Below are 22135 nucleotides of genomic sequence, written 5' to 3' on the forward strand. Positions count from 1 at the left end.
CCCGAATCACCAAGGAAAGGTAAAGAGAAAAGTAAAATAAAGACCAAGGTACCTGGTCAGGAAGGTTTACTTGCGCTTGGCCTGAGCTCTGGCCACCTCGCCGAGGACGTGCTGCACGATCTGGCTGCCGGGTGGCACCACCGGGGGTTCATAGGTCCAGGCGTGCCCCACCCAGGGGTCGGCGAAGTGGTCGTCGGGCAGGGGGGTGAGTCGCATCAGCGAACGCCACAGCGGGTCGAGCAGGGGGCCGTACGCGGCGGCGTCCGCACGGTCCGCGACCAGCAGGAGGTGCACACCGACGTCGGGCCCCTCGTCGGCGAGGTAGCGCAGTCGGGTCACCGCCCGGTCGTCGAAGCCGTGCGGGAAGTCGTTCACGATCAGCAGCTGACGCGCGGTGTCGACATCAGCCGGCAGCGACTCGGGCGCGCCTGCGCGCACCGCCATCTGCACGAGATCGACCCGTCGGGTGAGCTGCTCCAGCAGCGCCGTCACCCCTGCCGCCCCGGTTGCGGGCGGCGCCGCGAGTGCCCCGGTCCGCGTCAACGGGCCGAACGCCGTGGCCCCCGCGCCGGCCGGGTCGATGATCTGTACCGCGAAGTCCCCGGCCGGGTGGACGGCGAGCAGCCGCGCCGCGAGTGCCACCGCCACCTCCACGGCCAGCCGCCGCAGCTCGGCGGAGTCCGGGAGGCCGTCGAAGTCCGCGGCCGCACCGCTGTCGATCCACAGGCCGCGTTCCAGCGGCAGCCGGACCAGGAGGGGGATGCGCAGCGGCACGCTCTCGGGCAGGTGGAGGTCGCCGAGACGCAGGGCCATGGGCGGCTCGGCGGGCACCCGGTAGGCGTGCCAGACCGGGTTGTCCCAGCCGGCGTAGGCGGGTGGGAGCGCGGGCTCGACCACCTCCGACTCCGCGGTGAGCTGGGCGAGGTCGCGGTCGAGGACGGCGCGCGCCTGGTCCACCAGCTGCGTCCGGCGGGCGTGGGCCGCCTCGCGTGCGGCGTCGCCCGTGGTGCCGAGCCGGTCGCGGGGGTCGGTGAGGACCTGGTCGAGCTCCTTCTCCAGGCGGGAGTCGGCGAAGTCGACGGCGCTGCGGTACGCGGCCGTCGTCCGGGCCAGGTCCTCGAACATGCCCCAGACCTGGTTGTACAGCCGCTCCTCCATCGACCAGCCCACGGCGTCACCCGCGACAGGCGGTGCGGGTCCGTCATCGGCGCCGGGAGCAGCGGGCGCAGGTGTGCCGTGCGGGCGACGACCGGGGTGGGTGTAGTCGACCCGGGCTCCCGGGTCCCGCGGGGTGGTGCCGGACGCCTGTGCGTCGTACGAGGCCGCCGGCTGCCCCTGCTGCGTGGCGTACGAGGGCGTCGGCCCGGACGCCGACGTGTCCCGGGTCTTGGGCCGGCGTATGTCGTACGGCGCGGGAGCCGAGGCGTCGTGCGGAGCGAAAGCGGGCGCGTCGTGCGACACGGTCGGGGAGGTGTCGTGCGGTGTGTGTGCCGGCGTCTCGTGCGGTGACGGGATGGAGGGCGGCGCCGGTGCACGGGACGGGTCATGGGCCGCGGCCGCGTGGACGGCGGCCATGATGTCCGCCGTGTCGTGCAGGCCCTGGTCGGCGAGGAGTGCGCCGAGCCCGGAGGCGTAGCCCTGGCCCATCGCGCGCACCTTCCAGGCGCCCTGTCTGCGGTACAGCTCCAGGGCGAGCACGGCCGTCTCGGTGTCGAGGCCGGTGAGGGTGTAGCAGGCGAGTTCGGTGCCGTCGGGCCCCTCGACCGCGGTGTGCGGGGCGGCGACGGCACCGAACTCGTGCGGTCCTCCGGCGACCGCGGGCAGGGTGAGGAACACGTCGACGCGGTGCACGGCCTCGGGCAGCGCGTCCAGGTCGACGGCCAGCCGGTGTTCCGCGGCGGCCTGCCGGGGCACCTCGACGCCGGGCAGAGCGGGGGCGCCGGGATGGGCCACCCACTGGGGGCCGTGCACCGTGCCGTTGTCGTCGCCGAGCGTGGCCCCGGCCAGGACCGGTGTCCCGGCCGAGATCCGGATCACCAGCCGGACCTGGGACAGCGGGTGGTTCTGTCCCCGCACCAGCTCGGCCGTCATCGCCGTCGCCCCCCTGTGTCGTTGTGTCGTGCGCCCCGCCGGTCGAGCGGGCGGTCCTACAGGTGCGGCAGGATCGCCGGCATCAGGTCCTGGAAGGTGCGGCCGTTGGCCGAGGTGCCCAGGGCGGTCATCGTCCAGCCCGTGCCCGCGCGGTGCACCTTCGCCATGATCTGGGCGGTGTAGTCACCGCCACCGTCGAGTGTGTAGCGGGCGAGCTCCTGGCCGTTGGTCTCGTCCACGAGGCGGCAGAACGCGTTCTGCACCTCCTGGAAGGTCTGGCCGGTGAAGGAGTTCACCGTGAAGACGATCTGGTCGATGTGGACCGGAACGCGCTGCAGGTCCACCAGGATCGCCTCGTCGTCCCCGCCCTGGCCGACACCGCCGACGAGGTTGTCGCCGGTGTGACGGACGGAACCGTCGTCGCTCACCAGGTGACGGAAGAAGACGACGTCGACCGGCTGCTTCTCGGCGAAGAGGACGGCGGAGGCGTCCAGGTCGATCTCGCGGGTGCGGGAACCGAACAGCCCGCGCCGCTTCGCCGCCTGCCAGCCGAGTCCCATACGGACCGCGGTGAGGGTGGCCCCGTCCTTCTTCTCCAGGCTGATGGCCTGACCCTTGCTCAAGTTGACGGACACCGCTGAATCCCCTCTCGAAGGTCCCCTGTTGCCGCGCAGTGCGCGGTTGTCAAGAACCCTACGCAGGGGCACCGACAGTGCCGAACCCCGGCCCGCGCTTTGTGTCGGTGTTGCAACACTCGGCGCATACACCGAGGTCCGGCAGGGTGAAGGGGACTCAGGCGAGACCGGCTTCCCGCATCTGGCGCAGCTCCTTCTTCATCTCCGAGACCTCGTCGCGCAGCCGGGCCGCGATCTCGAACTGCAGCTCCGCGGCGGCGGCGCGCATGCGCTCGGTCATCTCCTCGATCTGCTCGGCGAGTTCGGCCGCCGGGCGGTCCGTGGGAACCACGGCTGCCGCCTTGCCCTTGGCGGCCTTGCCGGCCTTCGCGCCCTTGGCCGCCTTGTCACCCAGCGCCGGGACGGGAGCCTTGGCGGCCTTGCCGTCCTTGGACTTGCGGTAGCCGGAGCCGAGGAGCTGCTCGGTGTCGACCTCCTCGCGGGCGATCTGCGCCACGATGTCGTTGATCTTCTTGCGCAGCGGCTGCGGGTCGATGCCGTTGGCCTTGTTGTAGGCGACCTGCTTCTCCCGGCGGCGGTTGGTCTCCTCGATGGCCTTCTCCATCGCCGGGGTGATCTTGTCGGCGTACATGTGGACCTGGCCGGAGACGTTGCGCGCCGCGCGGCCGATGGTCTGGATCAGCGAGGTGCCCGAGCGCAGGAAGCCCTCCTTGTCGGCGTCCAGAATCGCCACCAGGGACACCTCGGGCAGGTCGAGGCCCTCGCGCAGGAGGTTGATGCCGACCAGGACGTCGTACTCACCGGAGCGCAGCTCGCGCAGCAGCTCCACCCGGCGCAGGGTGTCGACGTCGCTGTGCAGATAGCGCACCTGGATGCCGAGCTCCAGGAAGTAGTCGGTGAGGTCCTCGGCCATCTTCTTGGTGAGCGTGGTGACGAGGACGCGCTCGTCCTTCTCCGTGCGTTTGCGGATCTCGTGCACCAGGTCGTCGATCTGGCCCTCGGTGGGCTTGACCACGACCTCCGGGTCGATGAGGCCGGTCGGCCGGATGATCTGCTCGACGACACCGTCGGAACGGGACAGCTCGTAGGTGCCCGGGGTGGCCGACAGGTAGACGGCCTGGCCGATGCGCTCCTGGAACTCCTCCCACTTCAGGGGGCGGTTGTCCAGTGCGGAGGGCAGGCGGAAGCCGTGCTCGACGAGCGTGCGCTTGCGGGAGGCGTCGCCCTCGTACATCGCGCCGATCTGCGGCACGGTGACGTGCGACTCGTCGATGACGAGCAGGAAGTCGTCCGGGAAGTAGTCCAGGAGGGTGTTGGGCGGGGAGCCGGGCGAGCGGCCGTCGAAGTGCATCGAGTAGTTCTCCACGCCGGAGCAGGTGCCGATCTGGCGGAGCATCTCGATGTCGTACGTGGTGCGCATCCGCAGGCGCTGGGCCTCCAGGAGCTTGCCCTGCTTCTCCAGCTCGGCCAGACGCTCCCCGAGCTCCTTCTCGATGTCGTTGACGGCCCGCTCCATGCGCTCGGGACCGGCGACGTAGTGAGAGGCGGGGAAGACGTACAGCTGCTGGTCGTCGCTGATGATCTCGCCGGTGAGGGGGTGCAGCGTGGACAGCGCCTCGATCTCGTCGCCGAACATCTCGATGCGGACGGCGAGCTCCTCGTAGACCGGGAAGATCTCGATGGTGTCGCCGCGGACCCGGAAGGTGCCGCGGCTGAAGGCCATGTCGTTGCGCGTGTACTGGATGTCGACGAAGCGGCGCAGCAGCTCGTCCCGGTCGATCTCGTCGCCGACCTTCAGGGGGACCATCCGGTCCACGTACTCCTGCGGGGTACCGAGGCCGTAGATGCAGGACACCGAGGCGACCACGACGACGTCGCGGCGGGTGAGCAGCGAGTTCGTCGCCGAGTGGCGCAGCCGCTCGACCTCCTCGTTGATCGAGGAGTCCTTCTCGATGTAGGTGTCCGACTGCGGGACGTAGGCCTCGGGCTGGTAGTAGTCGTAGTACGAGACGAAGTATTCGACCGCGTTGTTCGGCAGGAGCTCGCGGAACTCGTTGGCCAGCTGGGCGGCCAGCGTCTTGTTCGGCGCCATCACGAGTGTGGGGCGCTGGAGCTTCTCGATCATCCACGCGGTGGTGGCGGACTTGCCGGTGCCGGTCGCGCCCAGCAGGACGACGTCCTTCTCGCCGGCCTCGATGCGCTTGGCCAGGTCGGTGATGGCCGTCGGCTGGTCGCCGCTGGGCTGGTAGGGGCTGACGACCTCGAAGGGCGCCACCGTGCGTTCGATGTGGGAAACGGGCCGCATGTCATCAACCGTACGACCCCGCACTGACAACGGGTCCCGATCTGCGGTTTCACGCGCTCCGGGAGCCGTGGTGCTCGGGGCGGCGCCCCTCGTGGAGGGCGGGGCGGCGGTCCAGGCGGGAGGGTACCGCCGCGGCCGGGACACCCGGTTTGCGCTCGGCGGGCATGTGGACGGGCCGGCCCAGGACCATCGTCGGGTCGAAGACCACGACGACGGCCGCCAGGAGCAGGAAGGCGAGCGGTCCGATCAGCATGGGCGCGAGCACGGACGGCTCCGGAACGCCTCCACCGGTGTGGGAGGCGGCGTCGAGGTGGACACCGAGAGCCGCCATGCCCACGTAGTGCATACCGCTCACGGCGAGCCCCATGACGAGGCTCGCCCCCACGCTCCACAGGAAGCCGCGGACACGTCCTGCCGCCCACAGGGCGGCGGTGGCGGCCACCACCGCTATGACGACGGAGGCGGCGACGGTGAGCGTGTTGTAGGTGAACCGCCCGTGGAAGCGCACGCCGGCCATGCCCAGGTAGTGCATCGAGGCGACGCCGAGACCGGTGATGGTGCCGCCGGTGAACAGCGCGGTGCCGGTGGCGCCCCGGTAGCCGACGATGAAGATGCCGATGCCGACCATGACGACGGCGAGGCCGAGGCTGGCGTAGGTGACCGGCTGGTCGTAGTGGATCGGGGCCTCCCTGATGGCGAAGCCCATCATGGCGACGAAGTGCATCGTCCATATGCCGGAGCCGATCGCGGCGGCACCGAGGGTCAGCCAGGCGGGCCGCCAGGAGTGCGTGACCAGCAGTGCCCGGGTGGTGCAGCGCAGACCGAGGGCGCCGCCGAGGCAGGCCATCAGATAGGCCACCACTGGGGTGACGGCCCCGTAGCTGAATCCGTCGACCGTGCCTTGCATCCGCGGCTGCCTTTCCGCCCTCTTGCGTCCCGGAATACGTGAAATGCCCCCCGGTCCCCGGACCGCGCGGGCGGTCAGGGTTGTCGCAGAGAGTATGACCTCCACCGGAATGGTCGAACGATTTTCCGGCAAAGAAACACGGCCTTGCCCCAGTTGTGCGGCAGCCGTGAGGGGACTTGGACAGCTCCCTTCGGTCTGTGGTCATCGTGCGCCCGGGTGCCGGTGACGGTCAGCTGTCAGTCTTGTTGCTGTCCGTATTCGCTCGACGCGAGGAGTCTGCATGCACGCACGCGTTGTTGCCGTCGCGGCCGCCGCGATCCTGGGCACGGCGGCCCTCCTGAGCCCCACGTCCGCCGCCCGGGCCGGCGATGTCGGCGATACCACGGTGATCGCCCACCGGGGTGCCTCCGCCTACGCCCCCGAGAACACGCTGGCCTCGATCGACAAGGCCGCGCAGCTGGGTTTCTCCTGGGTCGAGAACGACGTGCAGCGCACCAAGGACGGCGAGCTGGTCGTCATCCACGACGACAGCCTCCGGCGCACCACCAACGTCGAGCAGGTCTTCCCCGGCCGGGCACCGTGGAAGGTGAAGGACTTCACCGCCGCCGAGATCGCCCGGCTGGACGCGGGCAGCTGGTACTCCCCCGCGTACGCGGGCACGCGCGTGCCGACGCTGAAGCAGTACATGCGCCGGGTCGAGCACAACCACGAGAAGCTGCTCCTGGAGATCAAGAATCCCGCGCTGTATCCGGGCCTCGAGCAGCAGACCCTGAAGCTCCTGGGCACCGAGGGCTGGCTGGACCGGAAGCATCTGCGGCGGCTCGTCGTGCAGAGCTTCAGCGCCGAGAGCATCCGGACCGTGCACGCCCTGCGGCCCGCGGTCACCACGGCCTACCTCGGGAAGCCCACCGTGGCGCAGCTGCACTCGTACGCGCGCTTCACCGACCTCGTCAACCCCTCGTACGCCTCGCTCACCCTGGGGTACGTCTCGGCCGTGCACGCCTTCCACGGGCCGCACGGCAGGCCGCTCGGGGTGTTCGCCTGGACGGTGAACGACGCCGCCACAGCGCGCCGGGTCGCGGGCTACGGTGTCGACGGGATCATCACCAACAAGCCCGACGCGGTGCGGGCGGCACTGCGTTCGGACTGAGCGGGGCGGGCGTTGTCAGTGGCGGGTCGTACGGTGGGCGCATGGACAGCCATGGGCAGGATGAGCAGCAGGTCGTGTGGACCGTGGTGGGCACGGACATCGGGCCGCTGATGCTGGCGGCGACCCGCGACGGCCTCGTCAACGTCGTCTTCCACGCCACGGACGCGGTGCGCGACCGCGCCCTGGAGGGGCTGGCGGCCCGGCTGGGCACCGCTCCCGTGGAGGATCCGGACGCTCCGCTGCTGGCGGAGGCGGCAGGCCAGCTGCGGGCGTACTTCGCGGGCGAGCGCCACGACTTCGACCTGCCGCTGGACTGGTCGCTGATCTCCGGCTTCAACCGGCAGGTGCTGCGCGAGCTGGCGGCCGGCGTGCCGTACGGCACCGTGGTGGGGTACGGCGATCTCGCCGGGCGGGTCGGACAGCCCGGCGGGGCGCAGGCGGTCGGCGCGGCGATGGGGGCCAATCCGCTGCCGGTCGTCGTGCCCTGCCACCGGGTGGTGGAGAGCGACGGCGGTATCGGCGGCTTCGGGGGCGGGCTGGAGACCAAGCGAAGACTGCTCGCGCTGGAGGGGGTCCTGCCCGAGCCGCTGTTCTGACCGGGCCCGGCTAGTCGTCGTAGTGCCGGGCTTCGAAGACGTTGCCGTCGGGGTCGCGGAAGTAGAAGCTGCCGGTGGCGTTGCCGCGGGCGCCCGACAGGTCGTGGTCGATGGCCGACACGGTGACGCCGTGGTCCTCCAGGCGGGCGCGGACGCCCGGCAGGGCCAGGCAGATGTGGTTGACCGGGTGGCCGGCGCTCTCGGCCGCACCGGGCAGCATCCTCATCCGTGCGGCGAAGGTGAGCGGGGCGAGATCCAGGATGGTCTCCTCGTTGACGCGTACAGAGGGGAAGGCCACTTTTCCCTCGGCGAACTCGGCGACCCCGATCGGCTCCAGCCCGACAGCCGTCTCGTAGAAGCCGGCCGCGGCGACCGGATCGGTGACCCACAGGACGACGTGGTCGAGACGCGTGCTGTTGTTCGTCATGCGGCCCAGACTGGTGGCGTCCCCCACAGGCCGCAAGCGTTTAGCGCCGGCCGGCGCCCGCCAGAGATGGAGGAAAGGCCGACGGACAGGAGGCGGTGCGCGTGGTGCTGGTGTTGTCGGAAGAAGTCCGGGAAGCGATCGACGCACGGCGGCCGGTGGTGGCCCTGGAGTCCACGATCATCGCGCACGGGCTGCCCCGCCCGCGCAACCTCCAGGTGGCGCTGGAGCTGGAGGACGCGGTGCGCCGGGAGGGCGCCGTACCGGCGACCGTCGCCGTCCTCGACGGCCGCCCCCGCGTCGGTCTGGACAAGGAGCAGCTGGAGCGGGTCGCGAACGAGGACGGCATCCGCAAGCTGGGCCACCGCGATCTGCCCCTCGCCGTGGCAGCCGGGGTGAGCGGGGCGACCACGGTGTCGGCCACGGCACAGCTGGCCGCGCTCGCGGGCATCCGGGTGTTCGCCACCGGCGGGCTGGGCGGTGTGCACCGGGAGTGGACGGTCACCCAGGACGAGTCGGCCGACCTGGGGCTGCTGGCACGCACCCGGATCACGGTGGTCTGCGCCGGCGTGAAGTCCATCCTGGACGTTCCGGCGACCCTGCAGCGGCTGGAGACGCTGGGGGTGGCCGTCGCCGGATACGGCACGGACCGCTTCCCGGGCTTCTACCTCGCCGACTCGGGACATCCGGTCGACTGGACGCTGGACACCCCGGAGCAGGTGGCGGACGTCATGCGGGCCCAGGACGCGCTCGACGCGCCGGCGTCGGCGCTGATCGTCGCCCAGCCCGTGCCCGAGGCGGAGCAGCTGGATCCGGAGCTGCACGGGCGCGTACTGGCCGACGCGCTGCGCGCCTGCGCGGACCAGGGCGTCACCGGGCAGGCGGTGACGCCGTTCCTGCTGGACTACCTGGTCCGGCACACCGACGGCGCGTCCCTGAGCGCGAATCTGGCGGCCGTGCGCGGCAACGTACGGCTGGCGGCGCGGATCGCCACGGCGTGGACCCAGGGGTGACCACGGGCCGGAGCGGGGCCCTGCTGGTCGTGGGTGACGTGGTCACGGATGTGGTCGCACGGCACCGGGGGCCGCTCGCGGCCGGCACCGACACGGCCGCCGCGATCCGGACGCTGCCGGGCGGCGCGGGCGCGAACGTGGCCTGCTGGGCGGTGCACGCCGGCTGTGCGGACGTCCGGCTGCTGGGCCGGGTGGGCGCGGACGCGGCCGCGTGGCACGAGCGCGCGCTGGTGGCGGCAGGGGTGCGGCCCCGGCTGGTGGTCGATCCGGCGGCCGCCACCGGGACGGTGATCTGCCTCGTCGACACGGGTGCGGCGGCGGAGCGCACGTTCCTCACGGACAGCGGGGCGTCCTTGCGGCTCGAACCCGCCGACTGGTCGGACGCGTTGCTCGACGACGTCGCCCGGCTGCACCTGTCGGGGTATCTGCTGTTCACAGAGCCGAGCTGGGAGCTCGCGCGGGCGGCACTCGCCGCGGCACGCGCGCGTGGCGTGCCGGTCAGCATGGATCCGGCGTCGGCGGGCTTCCTGGTGCGGCTGGGGGTGGACCGGTTCCTGGCGTTCGCGGAGGGGCTGGACGTGCTGCTGCCCAGCCGGGACGAGGCGTGCCTGCTGACGGGGCTGCCGGATCCGGCGGACGCGGCGGCCAAACTGAGCCGTCTCGTTCCGCTGGTGGTGGCCAAGGCGGGCGCGGACGGTGCGCTGGTGGCCCGTTCCGGTGGCACGCCGGCGCGGATCCCGGCGACGCCGGCGGTCCCGCGGGACACCACGGGCGCCGGTGACGCCTTCACCGGCGGGTTCCTCGCCGCCCTGCTCGCGGGCGCGGACCCGGAGGAGGCGGCGGCACGGGGCTGCCGGGCGGGCGCGGAGGCGGTGGAAAGGATCGGCGGCAGGCCGCCGCATCCGGGAGGCGACGGCTAGCCGGTGAGGGATCGGCGTTCGCTCGGTCGAGTGAGTGGCTCGTCCCCCCTGTCCGCGACGAAGGAGGGTATCCGCCCGGGACCTCGGTGGCCTGCCCGCCGGAGAAGAGCAGGGTCAGCCGGTGAGCGCCGGCCTCGATGAGGACGTCGTGAAGTCGACCCCGGGGTGGTGCGGCCAATGCCGGGCGCCATCCGACTGCGGAAGCGGCTTCGCGCCCGGGTGCATCGGATGCCACCGCACGCCCGGACGAACCCGTCGAGGCCGGACCCGGTCGCAGAACGGCATCGGTCGCAGGGACCGGCCGGACCAGCCCTAGCCCTAGCCCTTGCGTCCCCACACCGAGATCATCGGGGCGGTGGCCAGGTCCATGCCGCCGGCCTCGACGTTGGCCAGGTGCTGTTCGATGTCCTCGTCGGTGGCGAGCCCGGCGGTGACGAGACGGTCCCGGATCTGACGGACCGTCGCGGCCTCAAGGGCGGTACAGGCAGGGGACGTCACCGGGAAGTACGCATCGGCCTGCACCTCGGCGAGTCCGGCCTCGCGCAGCAGACGCGGGAGTTTGCGGCCGTAGGACAGATCGGCGCCGCGTTCGGCGAGCAGCTTGCGGAAGCCCTGCCGCAGCCGGTTGGCCAGCCGCTGCTCGGGCCCGTACTCGTCGGGACAGATCAAGGGCTGGAGAGCGGGGTCGGCGTCCTCGACCAACAGCCGGCCACCGGGCCGCAGCGCCTGGATCATGGATCGCAACGCCCTTTCGCGGTCCGGGACATGGACGAGGACGAGCCGGGCGTGGACCAGGTCGAAGCCCTCACCGGGCGGTTCCTCCGCGCCCACGTCGTGGACGCGGTCCTCCACCGGCGGACGAGCCACGGAAGCGAGACGCGACGTGTCGATGTCGGTCGCGACGACCTCGCCGGTGGGACCCACCTGCTCGGCGAGCCAGGACACCACGGAGGTGCCCCCGGCGCCGACTTCCCAGCAACGAAGGCCGGGCCCGATGCCCAGCGCCTCGATGTGCCGGAAGGTCGTGGGATCGAAGAGGGTGGCGAAGGCGTCGAAGCGCTGTCCCGCCTCGTTCTGCCGGTTGTCCAGGAGGTATCCGTCGGATGGCGTCATGCCCCGATCATCCCATTCGAGCGTCTTGTTCAGAATCGTCCGACGCCCCGAACGCGAGCACGGGGCGGGGCCGAGGCCGGGGCGCCGCCGCACTGTCCACAGGCGGAAGCCAAGCGGAACCTCATATTCCCACAGGCTTACCCGCGTTTTGCCCTCGACTGGCAGACTGGCCCGGCAAGGCGCGAAAGCGTTACGCGAGGAGATCCAAGCGAGGAGATCCAGATGTCCATGGCGGGGAATCTGCGCAAGGTCACGGGGCTCGGCAGGGTCGGTGGCCTGCGCAAGGTGGCGCGGCTGGCCCGGCGACGGCCGCGCGTGGACCTGAGCCACCCCGCCCGGTCGCCCCTGGGCTCGTCGGTGGTCAACTGCGTGACGTACCAGGACGGCGTGCGCGTACCGCAGTGCACCGACCTCGTCGATGCCGTGAAGATGGTGCGCAAGACGGGCGAGGGGTTCGTCTGGCTCGGGCTGCACGAGCCGACGGACCGTGAGTTCGCGGGCATCGCCGAGCTGTTCGACCTGCACCCGCTGGCGGTGGAGGACGCGGTCGAGGCCCATCAGCGCCCGAAGCTGGAGCACTACGGGAACACGCTCTTCGCGGTGTTCAAGACCGTCTGCTATGTGGAGCACGAACAACTGACGGCGACCAGCGAGGTGGTCAACACCGGCGAGATCATGGTGTTCGTCGGTGAGGACTTCGTCATCACCGTGCGGCACGGCCGGCACGGCTCGCTGGGCCCGTTGCGCGAGGAGCTGGAGGCGCATCCGTACCAGCTCGCCAAGGGGCCCGCGGCCGTGCTGCACGCGATCGCCGACCATGTCGTCGACGACTACCTGAGCGTCACGGACGCGGTGCAGGCCGACATCGACCAGGTCGAGACGGACGTGTTCTCCGAGAACGGCGCACGGCTCGACCCCGGCCGCATCTATCAGATGAAACGCGAACTGCTGGAGCTGAAGAGGGCGGTGGTGCCGCTGGGCCGCCCGGTGGAGGACCTGGCCACCCGGCCCATACGAGTCGTCGCCCCGGAGATACAGGCCTACTTCCGGGACGTGCTGGACCATCTGATCCGGGCCAAGGAACAGATCGCCGCCTTCGACGAACTGCTCAACTCGATCCTGCAGGCCCACCTCGCCCAGGTGACCGTCGCGCAGAACGAGGACATGCGGAAGATCACGGCCTGGGCCGCGGTGATCGCCGTGCCGACGATGGTGTGCGGGGTCTACGGCATGAACTTCGACCACATGCCGGAGCTCCACTGGCAGTTCGGCTACCCACTGGTCATGGCGGTCATGGCGGGGGCGTGCGTGGCGCTGTACCGGGGCTTCCGGCGCAACGGCTGGCTCTGAGCCGCGACCGTACGACCACGGGCTCGCCGCCGGGCCGTTCGGATTCAGCCGCTCCAGGCGGGATGGCGTGGGTCGTCGGCGCGTACCAGGACGTCCGCCGTGCCGGCCGGATCGGTCTCCGACTCGTAGCGCTCGAAGGCGGGGAGTGTCCAGTGATCGGCCTCGGGGGTGCGGCGGCGCAGGGCACCCGGGGAAAGGAGGAGGTGCACGGTCAGATCGAAGGGGAACCAGTGGCGCAGCAGGAGGGGGCCGTGGAGCAACAGGATCCCGCCGGGCGGGAGTTGGACATAGGTGCTGCGGGTCGCCCGGTCGGTGGCCGGATCCCACAGGTCGGGCAGGACGCGCCCACTGCCACCGGGGTCGAGCGGGCCGAATACCTCCCGCCACAGGGCACCGGTGTCGAACCATCCGCCGTAGTACGACTCCGCGTCGCGCCGCCCGTGCTCCAGGCGCAGTGAGGCCGGCCGCAAGAACCCCTCGGCGCCGACCACGAGTGAAGGCCGGCCACGCACACGCAGTGCCTGCCCGACCCGCTCGGCGAGGTCGCCGGGCCGGGCGGCCGGGGCACCGTCGAGGCCGACACGCGGCCAGGCACCGCCGTCGGCGGTCTCCAGGCCCGCCAGCCGGTCGGCGAGCAGCTCGGCGAGCCGGTCCCAGGTGATCGCTTCGAGTCGCACAGGCCCATGATGCCGGGTGGCGGACAGCGGGGTGACGGTGCGGGCCCAGGGCCGAGGTCCGGCGGGCGAAGAGCGGCGGGATCAGCTGTGGTGTCCACTGGCTCGGCGGGATCAGCTGTGGTGTCCGGTGGCTCGGCGGGATCAGCTGTGGCCTGCGGTGGCTCGGCGGCCCACGGCAGTGCCTGTGGACGGGGGCTCACGCCAAGCGCGGGCAGCACCGAGAAGGGCTCGGCCCGTCCGGGCCGGGCCGGGCTCGGTGAGCATGCGCCCGTCGGGGACAGGCGTGGTCCCCGACGGCCTCGACGCCGCACGAGCCTGCCGCCTCGCGCGGCCGGCGGATGTCGCGGTCCGTGTAACCACGGCGGCTGACGGCGCCGAATGGCAACGCCCAGAGGTCTCCTTCCCAGGGCAGCGCCGGCCCTGGGCGTAGGCCAGCGGGCGCAGCAGGTCGGCGGCGCGCAGGACGTCAGCGCGGAGGCGGCGGCCGAGGGCGGCGGCCATGGCCCGGTCGGCGTGGCGAGGCAGACCGGGGACGGACGGCCCGGCGGGCTTCCGCGTGGCCTGCCCGCCGGAGCTCCGCTCCGTTGGCCAGGCGGGTGCCGGTGTTCACATTCGGGAGCGGGGAGGAGAACGGCATGCGAGAGGAGGAGAGCGAGTGGGCAAGGCGTGGGAGGCGCGGGCGGTGGCGGGGAAAGTACCGCGTATGGCCCTTCCCTCAACTCCCCACTCCCCCGGTCGGCTTGTCGCCATCCAGGCGCTGAAGCCGAAGCGATGTGCCGCGTGCCGGCGCGGGCCGCTGTCGCTGCTCGTGCTGGAGGACGGGGCGCCGCGTTGCCTGGACTGCGCGGACCTCGGCCACCTGGTGTTCCTGCCGCGCGGAGACACCGCACTGACCCGCAGGTCCAGGGAGGAGAGCGGCCTGTCGGTCGTGGTGGTGCGGTTCAACCGGCGCAAGAGCCGTTACGAGAGGCAGGGCGTGCTCGTCGAGGAGGCCGCGCTGGCCCGGGCCGAGGCCCGCTGCCTGGCGGACGCGGAGGCGCGGCGCCGACGGAGGGCACGGGACGCGCGGCGCAGGGCGGCGGAGGACGAGCGGTTCGCGGCGGCGTTCGCGGCCGAGATCCTCCGGCTGTTTCCCGGCTGCCCGGCCGATCGCGCGCGGGCTGTCGCGGCGCACGCGTCCGCGCGGGGCAGTGGGCGGGTCGGGCGCAGCGCGGCAGGACGGGCGCTGACGGAGGGCGCGGTGATCTCGGCGGTCGTGGCGGCGGTACGGCACGTGGACACGCCGTACGACCAACTGCTGATGAGCGGCGTGTCCCGGTACGAGGCACGACGCCGCATCGCCCCGGCGGTGGAGAGCGTGCTGCTGGCCTGGCAGGACGCCGGTGCGGACGTGGGCTGAGATGAGAGAGGGGATTTAGCGACAAAGCAGTGAGAGAGGGAGACGCCGGCGTATGTCGTCGAGTTCCCCGGCCATGGCCGGCGCTGTTTCCCGGGCATTTGCTGGTAGTGATGGTGATGCCGGGCGCGCGGACCGGACGCGACGAGACGAGATGGGGCGTGGAGATGATCGACGGGCCGTTCTTCGTGCTGGTCGTGGTGGGGATTCTCGGCACTGGGCTGATGGCCGGCGTCTTCTGCGCGTTCTCGACCTTCGTGATGCGGGGGCTTGCCGCGTTGCCGCCCGCGCAGGGAGTGTCGGCGATGAACGCGATCAATGGCGCGGCGGTACGGCCTGCCTTCATGACGGTGTTCACCGGCTCGGCGGTGCTGAGCGCGATGATCGCGGTGGTGACGTTCGTGGTGTGGCCGGACGCGGGAAAGCTCGAGCTGCTGCTGGGCAGCGCGCTGTACATCTTCGGCTCGTTCGGGCTCACGGTGGTCGCCAACGTCCCGCGCAACGACAGACTGGCCCGGCTGACCCCCGGCGCCCCGGAGGCCGCCGTGTACTGGCCCGCGTACGTGCGTGAGTGGACGTTCTGGAACCACGTCCGCGCCGTCGCCTCCGCCACGACCGCCCTGGTCTACGTGCTGGCGCTCACCTGACCGCCGTACGGCCCCATCCCTGGCCTGACCCGGGCCTGCCCCCGACAGCCTGACCTATCCCTGACAATCAGCGGTCCCCTCGGAAAGCGCTGTCCACCCCGCCGTCCGCCCCGCCGTCCACCCCGCTGTCCACCGCTCTGCGCGCCGGTCGGGGCGGACGTATCGTGGCCGGAAGAGTGCCGAAGGATGCCGCCCCCCCGATGACGTACGGCCCGTCGTACACCCGGTACCCGCGCGGTATCCGTACGCGAGGAAGACGACCATGGCCGATCCCAAGGGGTTCATGACCACGCCGCGCCAGGAGTGGCCGCGGCGGCCCGTGGAGGAGCGGGTGCGGGACTGGGACGAGGTGTATGTCCCGGGAGCGCTGCTGCCCATCATCAGCAAGCAGGCCGACCGGTGCATGGACTGCGGTGTCCCGTTCTGCCACCAGGCCTGTCCGCTCGGCAATCTGATCCCGGAGTGGAACGACCTCGTCTCGAGGGAGGACTGGCGGGCGGCGAGCGACCGGCTGCACGCGACCAACAACTTCCCGGAGTTCACCGGCCGGTTGTGTCCGGCGCCCTGTGAGGCGGGGTGCGTCCTGGCGATCAACCAGCCGGCCGTCACCATCAAGAACGTCGAGTGCGCGATCGCCGACCGGGCCTGGGAGGAAGGTTTCGTCCCGGCGCGGCCGCCCGAGCGGCTGACCGGAAAGACGGTCGCCGTCATCGGTTCGGGGCCCACCGGTCTCGCCGCGGCACAGCAGCTGACCCGGGCCGGGCACACGGTCGCCGTCTACGAGAAGGACGACCGGATCGGCGGCCTGATGCGGTACGGGATCCCCGAGTTCAAGATGGAGAAGCGGCATCTGGAGCGGCGGATCGAACAGATGCGGGCGGAGGGGACGAAGTTCCGTACGTCGACAGCCGTCGGGCGGGACGTCGGGGCGGTGGAGCTGCGGGGCCGGTACGACGCCGTCGTCATCGCCACGGGGGCCACGGCGTGGCGGGAACTTCCGGTATCGGGCCGGGAGTTGAGCGGGATTCACCAGGCGATGGAGTATCTGCCGCTGGCGAACCGGGTGTGCGAGGGGGACCTGGAGGTGTCACCGCTGTCGGCGGCCGGCCAGCACGTGGTGATCGTCGGCGGCGGCGACACCGGGGCGGACTGCCTGGGGACCGCGGTGCGCGAGCGGGCCGCGTCCGTGTCCCAGCTGGACATCTACGCGCAGCCGGGCGCCGAGCGCGACGAGGACACCGAGCCCTGGCCGACGTACCCGAAGATCTACCGGCTGTCGGCCGCGCACGAGGAGGCCCGGGACCTGCGGACGGCACCGGCGGCGGACGCGGACGCGCGGCTGTTCGCGGCGTCCACGCTCCGCTTCACCGGGGACGACGGCGGGCACGTGCGGTCGCTGCATCTGGTGGAGGTCGACGAGCGGCGGCAGCCGGTCGCGGGCACCGAGCGGACGATTCCGGCCGATCTCGTGCTGCTCGCCCTCGGGTTCTCCGGGCCGGACCAGGAGGACGGGCTGATCGGGCAGTTGGGGCTGCGGCTCGCTCCGCGCGGCACGATCGCCCGGGACGACGGTTTCGCGACCAACGTGCCCGGGGTGTTCGCCGCGGGTGACGCGGCGCGCGGGCAGTCGCTCATCGTCTGGGCGATCGCCGAGGGGCGGGCGGTAGCAGCGGCCGTCGACCGCTATCTGACGGGGAGTTCACGGCTGCCGGCCCCGGTCTCGCCGGGGGATCGGCCGATGCGGGTGTAGGCGGTGGCCGACGGTTCCTCGTGGCCGTTTGGCGGCGTTCCGGCCGGACGGTCGGATCGTGAGCGTCGCGCCGTGGGCGCCGGCCGTGCTCGGGTCACTTGCGTTCGTCCGTGCCCGCCACCTTTCCCGTCGACAGGGCCACCCGGTTCCACGTGTTGATCGTGCAGATCAGGGCGATGACGTGGGCGAGTTCCTCCTCGTCGAAGCGGGCCGCGGCCTCGGCGTAGACGGTGTCGGGGACGCCGGCGTCGGCGACGAGGGTGAGGGCCTCCGTGAGCGCGAGGGCGGCCTGCTCCCTCGGGGTGAAGAAGTGGCGGGCCTCGCGCCAGACGGCGACCATGTGCAGGCGGTCCTCGCTCTCGCCGGCCTTGCGGGCGTCGCTGGTGTGCATGTGCAGGCAGTAGGCGCAGTGGTTGAGGTGCGAGGCGCGGATCTGGATCAGCTCGACCAGTGCCGGGTCGAGGCCCGCGCGGGCGGCGGCGTCGAAGCCGACGACGGCGCGGAACACCTTCGGCGCGGACTTCGCGAAGTCCAGTCGGGTGCGGGAGGCCTCGGCCTCGGCGATCGCGCTGGTGATGCCGTCTGCGGCGGTCGTCTTGTGCGTGGTCGTGTGCGTGGTCGTGTGCGTCGTCGTGTGCGTCGTCATGACTTCAACCTACGAGCCCGACAGACCGGCGATAGGGTGCATTTTCATGACGGAATCGTGGGTCAATTCCGCCGAGCGGATCGGCGCCGATCTGCATCTGGAACTGCCGGGTCCGGGCGGGCGCAGGGCCGCGCTCACCCGGGCGCTGCGGGAGGCCGTGCGCAGTGGACGGCTGGCGCCGGGCACCCGGCTGCCGCCGTACCGGTCGCTCGCCGCGGACCTGGGCGTGGCCCGCAACACGGTGGCCGACGCGTACGCGGAACTGGTCGCGGAGGGCTGGCTGACCGCCCGTCAAGGGTCGGGCACCCGGGTGGCGGAGCGTACGGAGCCGCTGCGGCACGCCGCGCGGACGCCCGTGAAGGCACCCGCACGCGCGCGTGGTCCGCGGCACGATCTGCGCCAGGGCACGCCGGATGCCTCGGCGTTCCCGCGGGCGGCCTGGTCGGCCTGCTATCGGCGGGCACTCCAGGCGGCTCCGAGCGAGGCGTTCGGGCCGGGGGACCCGGCCGGCCGGCGGGAACTGCGGGAGGCGCTGGCCGAGTATCTGGCACGCGCGCGTGGGGTGCGGACCGACCCGGACCGGATCGTCGTCTGCTCGGGCTTCGCGCACGCGCTGCGGCTGCTGTTCGGCCAGGGCGCGGGAGGCGTGCTGCGCGGGCCGCTGGGCGTGGAGGCGTACGGGCTGGAGTTCCACCGCGGGGTGCTCGCCACGGCCGGGGTGCAGACGGTGCCGCTGCCACTGGACGAGCACGGTGCGCGGGTGGACGTGCTGGGGCGGGAGCGGGCCGTGCTGCTCACGCCGGCGCACCAGTTCCCGACCGGCGGCCCGCTGCACCCGGAGCGCCGGGCGGCGGTGATCGACTGGGCACGCGCGCGTGGGACGGTCGTTCTGGAGGACGACTACGACGGCGAGTTCCGCTACGACCGCAGGCCGGTCGGTGCGCTCCAGGGTCTGGATCCGGAGCGGGTGATCCATGTCGGGTCGGTCAGCAAGAGCCTGTCGCCGGCGCTGCGGCTGGGCTGGATGGTCCTGCCGCAGCGGTACGTCTCCCCCGTGCTCGCGGCGAAGGGCGAGCGGGAGGGCTGGGCGAGCGTCCTGGACCAGCTGGCGCTAGCAGAGTTCATCGTCTCGGGGTCGTACGACCGTCATGTGCGGCGGATGCGGCAGCGCTACCGGCGTCGGCGTGACCGGCTCGTCGCCGCGCTCTCGGTGCACGCGCCGCAGGTCGAGGTGACGGGGATCGCGGCCGGGTTGCACGCGGTGCTGCGGCTGCCGCCGGGCACCGAGCCATCCGTGGTGAAGGCCGCGGCGTGGCAGGGTGTCGCACTGGACGGACTCGCCGCGTTCCGGCATCCGCAGGCGGAGCCGACGGCGGGCGACGGACTGGTGGTGGGCTATGCGTCGGCCGCCGAACACGCCTACGGCGCGGCGCTGGAGGCGCTGTGCGGGGTGCTGCCGCCGGGGTGAGCGTGTGGCGGTTCAGAGATCGGGGTCGGCGGCGGTGACGTAAACCTTCGCGCCCGGCGGCCGGCCGTGGGACGGCGCCGGGATCCGGTCGGCCGGAGTGGGGCTCGGCGGACCGGGGGGTAGCGATGACTTGCGACGGAAGGATCCGCTGCCTGCGCACCTGAACCGCGTCCACCGTAGGCGCGGGGTGCGCGGCCGCGCAGCCGAATAAACGCCGGACGGGGCCGCCCACGGTGGCGCGGTGCGCGGCACACGGCCGGATCAGGAGAGCAGGAAGTCGGCCTCCCCCGCCTTCGCGCCCTCGATGAACGCGGTCATCTCGTCCGCGGTGTAGATCAGCGCCGGGCCGTCCGGGTCGGTGGACTGGCGTACCGCGATCCGGCCGTCGGCCAGCTTCATCGCCTCCAGGCAGTTTCCGCCGTTGCCGCCGCTCCAGGGCTTGTGCCAGCCCTCGCTGCCCAGGTCCCGCGCGGGCATGCCGTTGTAGACGTGTCCGCGCGGCGTTATGCGATCCATTCACAGCTCCTTGCGGAGATCCCGGAGGATCTCCTTCGTGCGTTGTGCCGTAGCGGCCTGCGCCGCCATGCGGTCCATGACCTCGAGGTGGGTCGCCACCTCGGCGCGGGCGTCGAGGTAGACCGCGCCGGTCAGGTACTCGCTGTAGACCATGTCCGGCAGTTCCGGCATGGCGAACCGGAACAGCACGAAGGGCCCGTACGTCCCCGGGTGCGGCCCGCTCGCGAACGGGGCGACCTGGAGGGTCACATGGGGCAGCTTCGTGGCCTCGAGCAACTTGTCGATCTGGGCGCGCATGACCTCCGGTCCGCCGGCGGGGCGGCGCAGGGCGGTCTCGTCCATCACCGCCCAGAAACGGGGGGCGTCGGGCCGGGTGAGCAGTTCCTGGCGCTGCATGCGCAGGGCGACGTGCCGCTCGATGTCGTCCGGGCTGGTCTGGCCGATGGCGCCGGACATGAGCACACCGCGCGCATAGTCCTCGGTCTGCAGCAGACCGGGGACGAAGTGCGGTTCGTAGGAGCGGATGAGGCTCGCCGCGCCCTCCAGGCTGACGTACATCGAGAACCAGCCGGGCAGGATGTCGTGGAAGCGCTGCCACCAGCCGGGCCTGTTGGCCTCCTCGGCCAGCCGGACGAAGAGTTCGGCCTCGTCGTCGGGAACGCCGTAGGCCTTCAGCAGGAGTTGCAGGTACGGGATCTTGAGGGCGACCTCGGCCATCTCCATACGGCGGACGGTGGCGGGTGCGACGCGCAGGACGCGGGCGGCCTCCTCGCGCTTGAGGCCGGCGCGTTCCCGCAGGTCCAACAGGCGTCGGCCGAGGACCACCTGGCCCACCGTCGGCGCGGACCGCGGTTCGCTCACGCTCCCACCTCCATCGAAGACTCGCCCGAAAGCCCCACCGGAGCCTGAGCCGAAATGCTTTCCGACAGCCCTGCGGCGCCATTCGAAGGTGCATTCGAAGACCGGGGCGGATCCTCGATGACCCCAATTGGCGCCGCTCGACGTGCTGTTGCGAGCAGTGTGCCACGGCCTCTGACCGAGTCACACAGCACTCTGCAATTTTCAGAGTGACCCTTGCCAAGTGTGCACGGCGGGGAGATAGTGGCAAGCGTGATTCCGTCCGCGCCCTTAGGAACAGACGCCGCCGCAGACCGTTCCGGTCTCGGTGCCGCCGCCGGAGCAGCCCCTCAGTGGGGTGCTGCCGGGCGCCGGTTCCGCTTCGAGCTGGCCGCACATCCGGGTTCCGTGGCCCAGGCGAGACGTCTGGCGCACGCCCGGCTGACCGGCTGGTCGGTGTGCGCGGACACCTGCGACAGCGCTGCCCTGGTCGTGTCCGAGCTGGTCACGAACGCCATCGTGCACACCGCGAGCAGTCGTGTCGTGTGCGAGCTGCACGACCACGACGACATGGTGCGCATAGCCGTACGCGACGAGGGGTGCGCCCCCGGCGAACCCCACCCGTCCCCGCAGCGGCCCGACGAGGAGCACGGGAGGGGATTGCTTCTCGTCGATGCGCTGTGCCGGGCCTGGGGGGCCCAGGAGTCCGGGCCCGGGCTCCTGGTCTGGGCCGAGCTGGCCCGGGCCGGCACCGCCGACGACACCGCCGGCCCCAGCAACGACCTGGGCTGGGGGGCCCGCCCCAAGCCGGGCCGCGCGGACGACGCCGACGAGGACGAGTCGCCGGAGGGCCGGCACGGGACTGCCGGGCGAGGGCTGCGCCAGGCGCCCGAGCAGCGCCGGAGACTGGACCGGCCGCCGCACCAGTCACCGCACCGGACTCCCGACCAGCACCGCGCCGCGGAGCACTCGTGACCGGCGGCCACGACCGGGACCGGCGGACTTTGGCCGGCCCGGACCGGCACGGCCCCGCCCGCCCCGACGCGCCCGCGGCCATCGACCCGGGCCCCGCCGGCGGCGACCCGCGTGACGCCAGGGGCCCCTTCCGTACCAGCACGGCCGGCCAGGGCCTCGGACTCGACACCCTGGTAAGGCTGCAGCGCCGCAGGTCCGTCCCCGACACGCCTCATCGGCTCACGCTGCCCGACGGCATGACCGCTCCGCTCGGCCGGGACGCCGTGGCGGTGCCCGACCGGCTCGGTCCGCTGGTCGTGCCCCGGCTGCCCCGGCTCGGCTGTGTGTACACCGACGGCGCCCGCTGGTGGTGGATCGTTCCGTCGGACTCCGACTACGCGCTCCCCTGGCCGTCCCCGGCCCACTACGCCCCCGGCGCCCTGGTCACCGGCACCGCCCGGCTCATCCACCGGCCCGAGAGCACGGTTCCGTACACCCCGCCGATCCCGCTGTACCTGGTCCTGTGCCGGGTGACCGGGACGACCCCGGACTGGGCGCTGCACCAGCCCCGGCCGTGACCTCCCCTGGGGCCGGGTTCCGCTCGTAGGGGGCTGCGGGCCGTGTGTGCCGACCGCGCCCATCCGGCCGTAGCGCATGTCCGACGCGGCCCTGCCTCCCCGGGCCGGCTGCCCCGCCGACGGCCCGGGACCTGCCTCCGCGCCCGACCGCGGCCCGGCCTC

The 22135-nt window shown here is 72.2% G+C and carries 21 protein-coding genes; 11 read left to right on the forward strand and 10 right to left on the reverse strand.

Translation table 11 applies throughout. The annotated features are described in order from the left end of the window. Positions 1–66: 66 nt before the first annotated feature. The 4 genes from AB0D93_RS03970 to AB0D93_RS03985 all read right to left on the reverse strand — a co-directional run bounded on the left by AB0D93_RS03970 (position 67) and on the right by AB0D93_RS03985 (position 5938). Complete coding sequence (locus AB0D93_RS03970; RefSeq protein ID WP_362112489.1) at positions 67–2091, reverse strand: TerD family protein; 2025 nt, start codon at positions 2089–2091, stop codon at positions 67–69. Positions 2092–2147: 56 nt separating this feature from the next. After that, positions 2148–2726, reverse strand: coding sequence for a TerD family protein (locus AB0D93_RS03975; RefSeq protein ID WP_362112492.1), 579 nt, complete (start codon positions 2724–2726; stop codon positions 2148–2150). A gap of 157 nt (positions 2727–2883) precedes the next feature. Then, on the reverse strand, positions 2884–5031 hold the full coding sequence (gene uvrB, locus AB0D93_RS03980) for an excinuclease ABC subunit UvrB (protein ID WP_362112495.1): 2148 nt from the start codon (positions 5029–5031) through the stop codon (positions 2884–2886). Positions 5032–5080: 49 nt separating this feature from the next. Next, on the reverse strand, positions 5081–5938 hold the full coding sequence (locus tag AB0D93_RS03985) for an MHYT domain-containing protein (protein ID WP_362112498.1): 858 nt from the start codon (positions 5936–5938) through the stop codon (positions 5081–5083). Positions 5939–6218: 280 nt separating this feature from the next. Here AB0D93_RS03985 and AB0D93_RS03990 point away from each other — a divergent pair, with 280 nt between their 5' ends. Beyond that, positions 6219–7088 (forward strand): glycerophosphodiester phosphodiesterase family protein, encoded by an 870-nt coding sequence (locus AB0D93_RS03990; protein WP_362112501.1) that lies wholly within the window; start codon positions 6219–6221, stop codon positions 7086–7088. A 41-nt stretch (positions 7089–7129) separates the two neighbouring features. After that, entirely contained in the window at positions 7130–7684 is a 555-nt protein-coding gene (locus AB0D93_RS03995) for a methylated-DNA--[protein]-cysteine S-methyltransferase (protein ID WP_362112504.1), read from the forward strand. Between the two features lie 10 nt (positions 7685–7694). Here AB0D93_RS03995 and AB0D93_RS04000 read toward each other — a convergent pair whose 3' ends face one another. After that, a complete protein-coding gene (locus AB0D93_RS04000; protein WP_362112507.1) occupies positions 7695–8111 on the reverse strand; it encodes a VOC family protein in 417 nt (138 codons plus the stop codon). Between the two features lie 101 nt (positions 8112–8212). Between AB0D93_RS04000 and AB0D93_RS04005 the strand changes: the two genes are divergently transcribed. Continuing rightward, positions 8213–9121, forward strand: a complete 909-nt coding sequence (locus tag AB0D93_RS04005; RefSeq protein WP_362112510.1) for a pseudouridine-5'-phosphate glycosidase — start codon at positions 8213–8215, stop codon at positions 9119–9121. Beyond that, entirely contained in the window at positions 9118–10041 is a 924-nt protein-coding gene (locus AB0D93_RS04010) for a PfkB family carbohydrate kinase (protein ID WP_362112513.1), read from the forward strand. Before AB0D93_RS04005 ends, AB0D93_RS04010 begins: the two co-directional genes overlap by 4 nt. Positions 10042–10359: 318 nt before the next feature. On the opposite strand, the gene AB0D93_RS04015 is transcribed toward AB0D93_RS04010, so the two are convergent. Further along, positions 10360–11154 carry a methyltransferase domain-containing protein gene (locus AB0D93_RS04015; RefSeq protein ID WP_362112516.1) on the reverse strand — a complete coding sequence of 265 codons (795 nt, stop codon included), beginning with the start codon at positions 11152–11154 and terminating at the stop codon, positions 10360–10362. Between the two features lie 222 nt (positions 11155–11376). Between AB0D93_RS04015 and corA the strand changes: the two genes are divergently transcribed. Then, positions 11377–12504 carry a magnesium/cobalt transporter CorA gene (gene corA / locus AB0D93_RS04020; protein WP_362112519.1) on the forward strand — a complete coding sequence of 376 codons (1128 nt, stop codon included), beginning with the start codon at positions 11377–11379 and terminating at the stop codon, positions 12502–12504. A gap of 44 nt (positions 12505–12548) precedes the next feature. On the opposite strand, the gene AB0D93_RS04025 is transcribed toward corA, so the two are convergent. Continuing rightward, entirely contained in the window at positions 12549–13181 is a 633-nt protein-coding gene (locus AB0D93_RS04025; RefSeq protein WP_362112522.1) for a uridine kinase, read from the reverse strand. A gap of 703 nt (positions 13182–13884) precedes the next feature. Between AB0D93_RS04025 and AB0D93_RS04030 the strand changes: the two genes are divergently transcribed. The 3 genes from AB0D93_RS04030 (at position 13885) to AB0D93_RS04040 (ending at position 16974) form a co-directional block, all read left to right on the forward strand. After that, positions 13885–14580: a DUF2293 domain-containing protein gene (locus AB0D93_RS04030; RefSeq protein ID WP_362112525.1), complete on the forward strand. Its 696-nt coding sequence runs from the start codon at positions 13885–13887 to the stop codon at positions 14578–14580. Positions 14581–14744: 164 nt separating this feature from the next. Next, positions 14745–15224 carry an anthrone oxygenase family protein gene (locus AB0D93_RS04035; protein ID WP_362113496.1) on the forward strand — a complete coding sequence of 160 codons (480 nt, stop codon included), beginning with the start codon at positions 14745–14747 and terminating at the stop codon, positions 15222–15224. Positions 15225–15486: 262 nt separating this feature from the next. Continuing rightward, positions 15487–16974, forward strand: coding sequence for a glutamate synthase subunit beta (locus AB0D93_RS04040; protein ID WP_362112528.1), 1488 nt, complete (start codon positions 15487–15489; stop codon positions 16972–16974). A gap of 94 nt (positions 16975–17068) precedes the next feature. On the opposite strand, the gene AB0D93_RS04045 is transcribed toward AB0D93_RS04040, so the two are convergent. Beyond that, entirely contained in the window at positions 17069–17620 is a 552-nt protein-coding gene (locus tag AB0D93_RS04045) for a carboxymuconolactone decarboxylase family protein (RefSeq protein ID WP_362112531.1), read from the reverse strand. A gap of 46 nt (positions 17621–17666) precedes the next feature. On the opposite strand from AB0D93_RS04045, the gene AB0D93_RS04050 reads away from it, so the two are divergent. Continuing rightward, positions 17667–19088, forward strand: coding sequence for a PLP-dependent aminotransferase family protein (locus tag AB0D93_RS04050; protein ID WP_362112534.1), 1422 nt, complete (start codon positions 17667–17669; stop codon positions 19086–19088). A 261-nt stretch (positions 19089–19349) separates the two neighbouring features. Here the strand turns inward: AB0D93_RS04050 and AB0D93_RS04055 are convergent, their stop codons facing one another. Together AB0D93_RS04055 and AB0D93_RS04060 are read right to left on the reverse strand one after the other, a co-directional pair. After that, positions 19350–19604 (reverse strand): DUF397 domain-containing protein, encoded by a 255-nt coding sequence (locus AB0D93_RS04055; protein ID WP_362112537.1) that lies wholly within the window; start codon positions 19602–19604, stop codon positions 19350–19352. Beyond that, positions 19605–20465 (reverse strand): helix-turn-helix transcriptional regulator, encoded by an 861-nt coding sequence (locus AB0D93_RS04060; RefSeq protein ID WP_362112540.1) that lies wholly within the window; start codon positions 20463–20465, stop codon positions 19605–19607. A gap of 240 nt (positions 20466–20705) precedes the next feature. Here AB0D93_RS04060 and AB0D93_RS04065 point away from each other — a divergent pair, with 240 nt between their 5' ends. Together AB0D93_RS04065 and AB0D93_RS04070 are read left to right on the forward strand one after the other, a co-directional pair. Further along, positions 20706–21416, forward strand: coding sequence for an ATP-binding protein (locus AB0D93_RS04065; RefSeq protein ID WP_362112543.1), 711 nt, complete (start codon positions 20706–20708; stop codon positions 21414–21416). A gap of 170 nt (positions 21417–21586) precedes the next feature. Beyond that, a complete protein-coding gene (locus AB0D93_RS04070; protein ID WP_362113499.1) occupies positions 21587–21973 on the forward strand; it encodes a hypothetical protein in 387 nt (128 codons plus the stop codon). Positions 21974–22135: the final 162 nt, after the last annotated feature.

Source organism: Streptomyces sp. NPDC048191, assembly GCF_040652655.1.
In the GTDB taxonomy this organism is placed as follows: Bacteria; Actinomycetota; Actinomycetes; order Streptomycetales; family Streptomycetaceae; genus Streptomyces.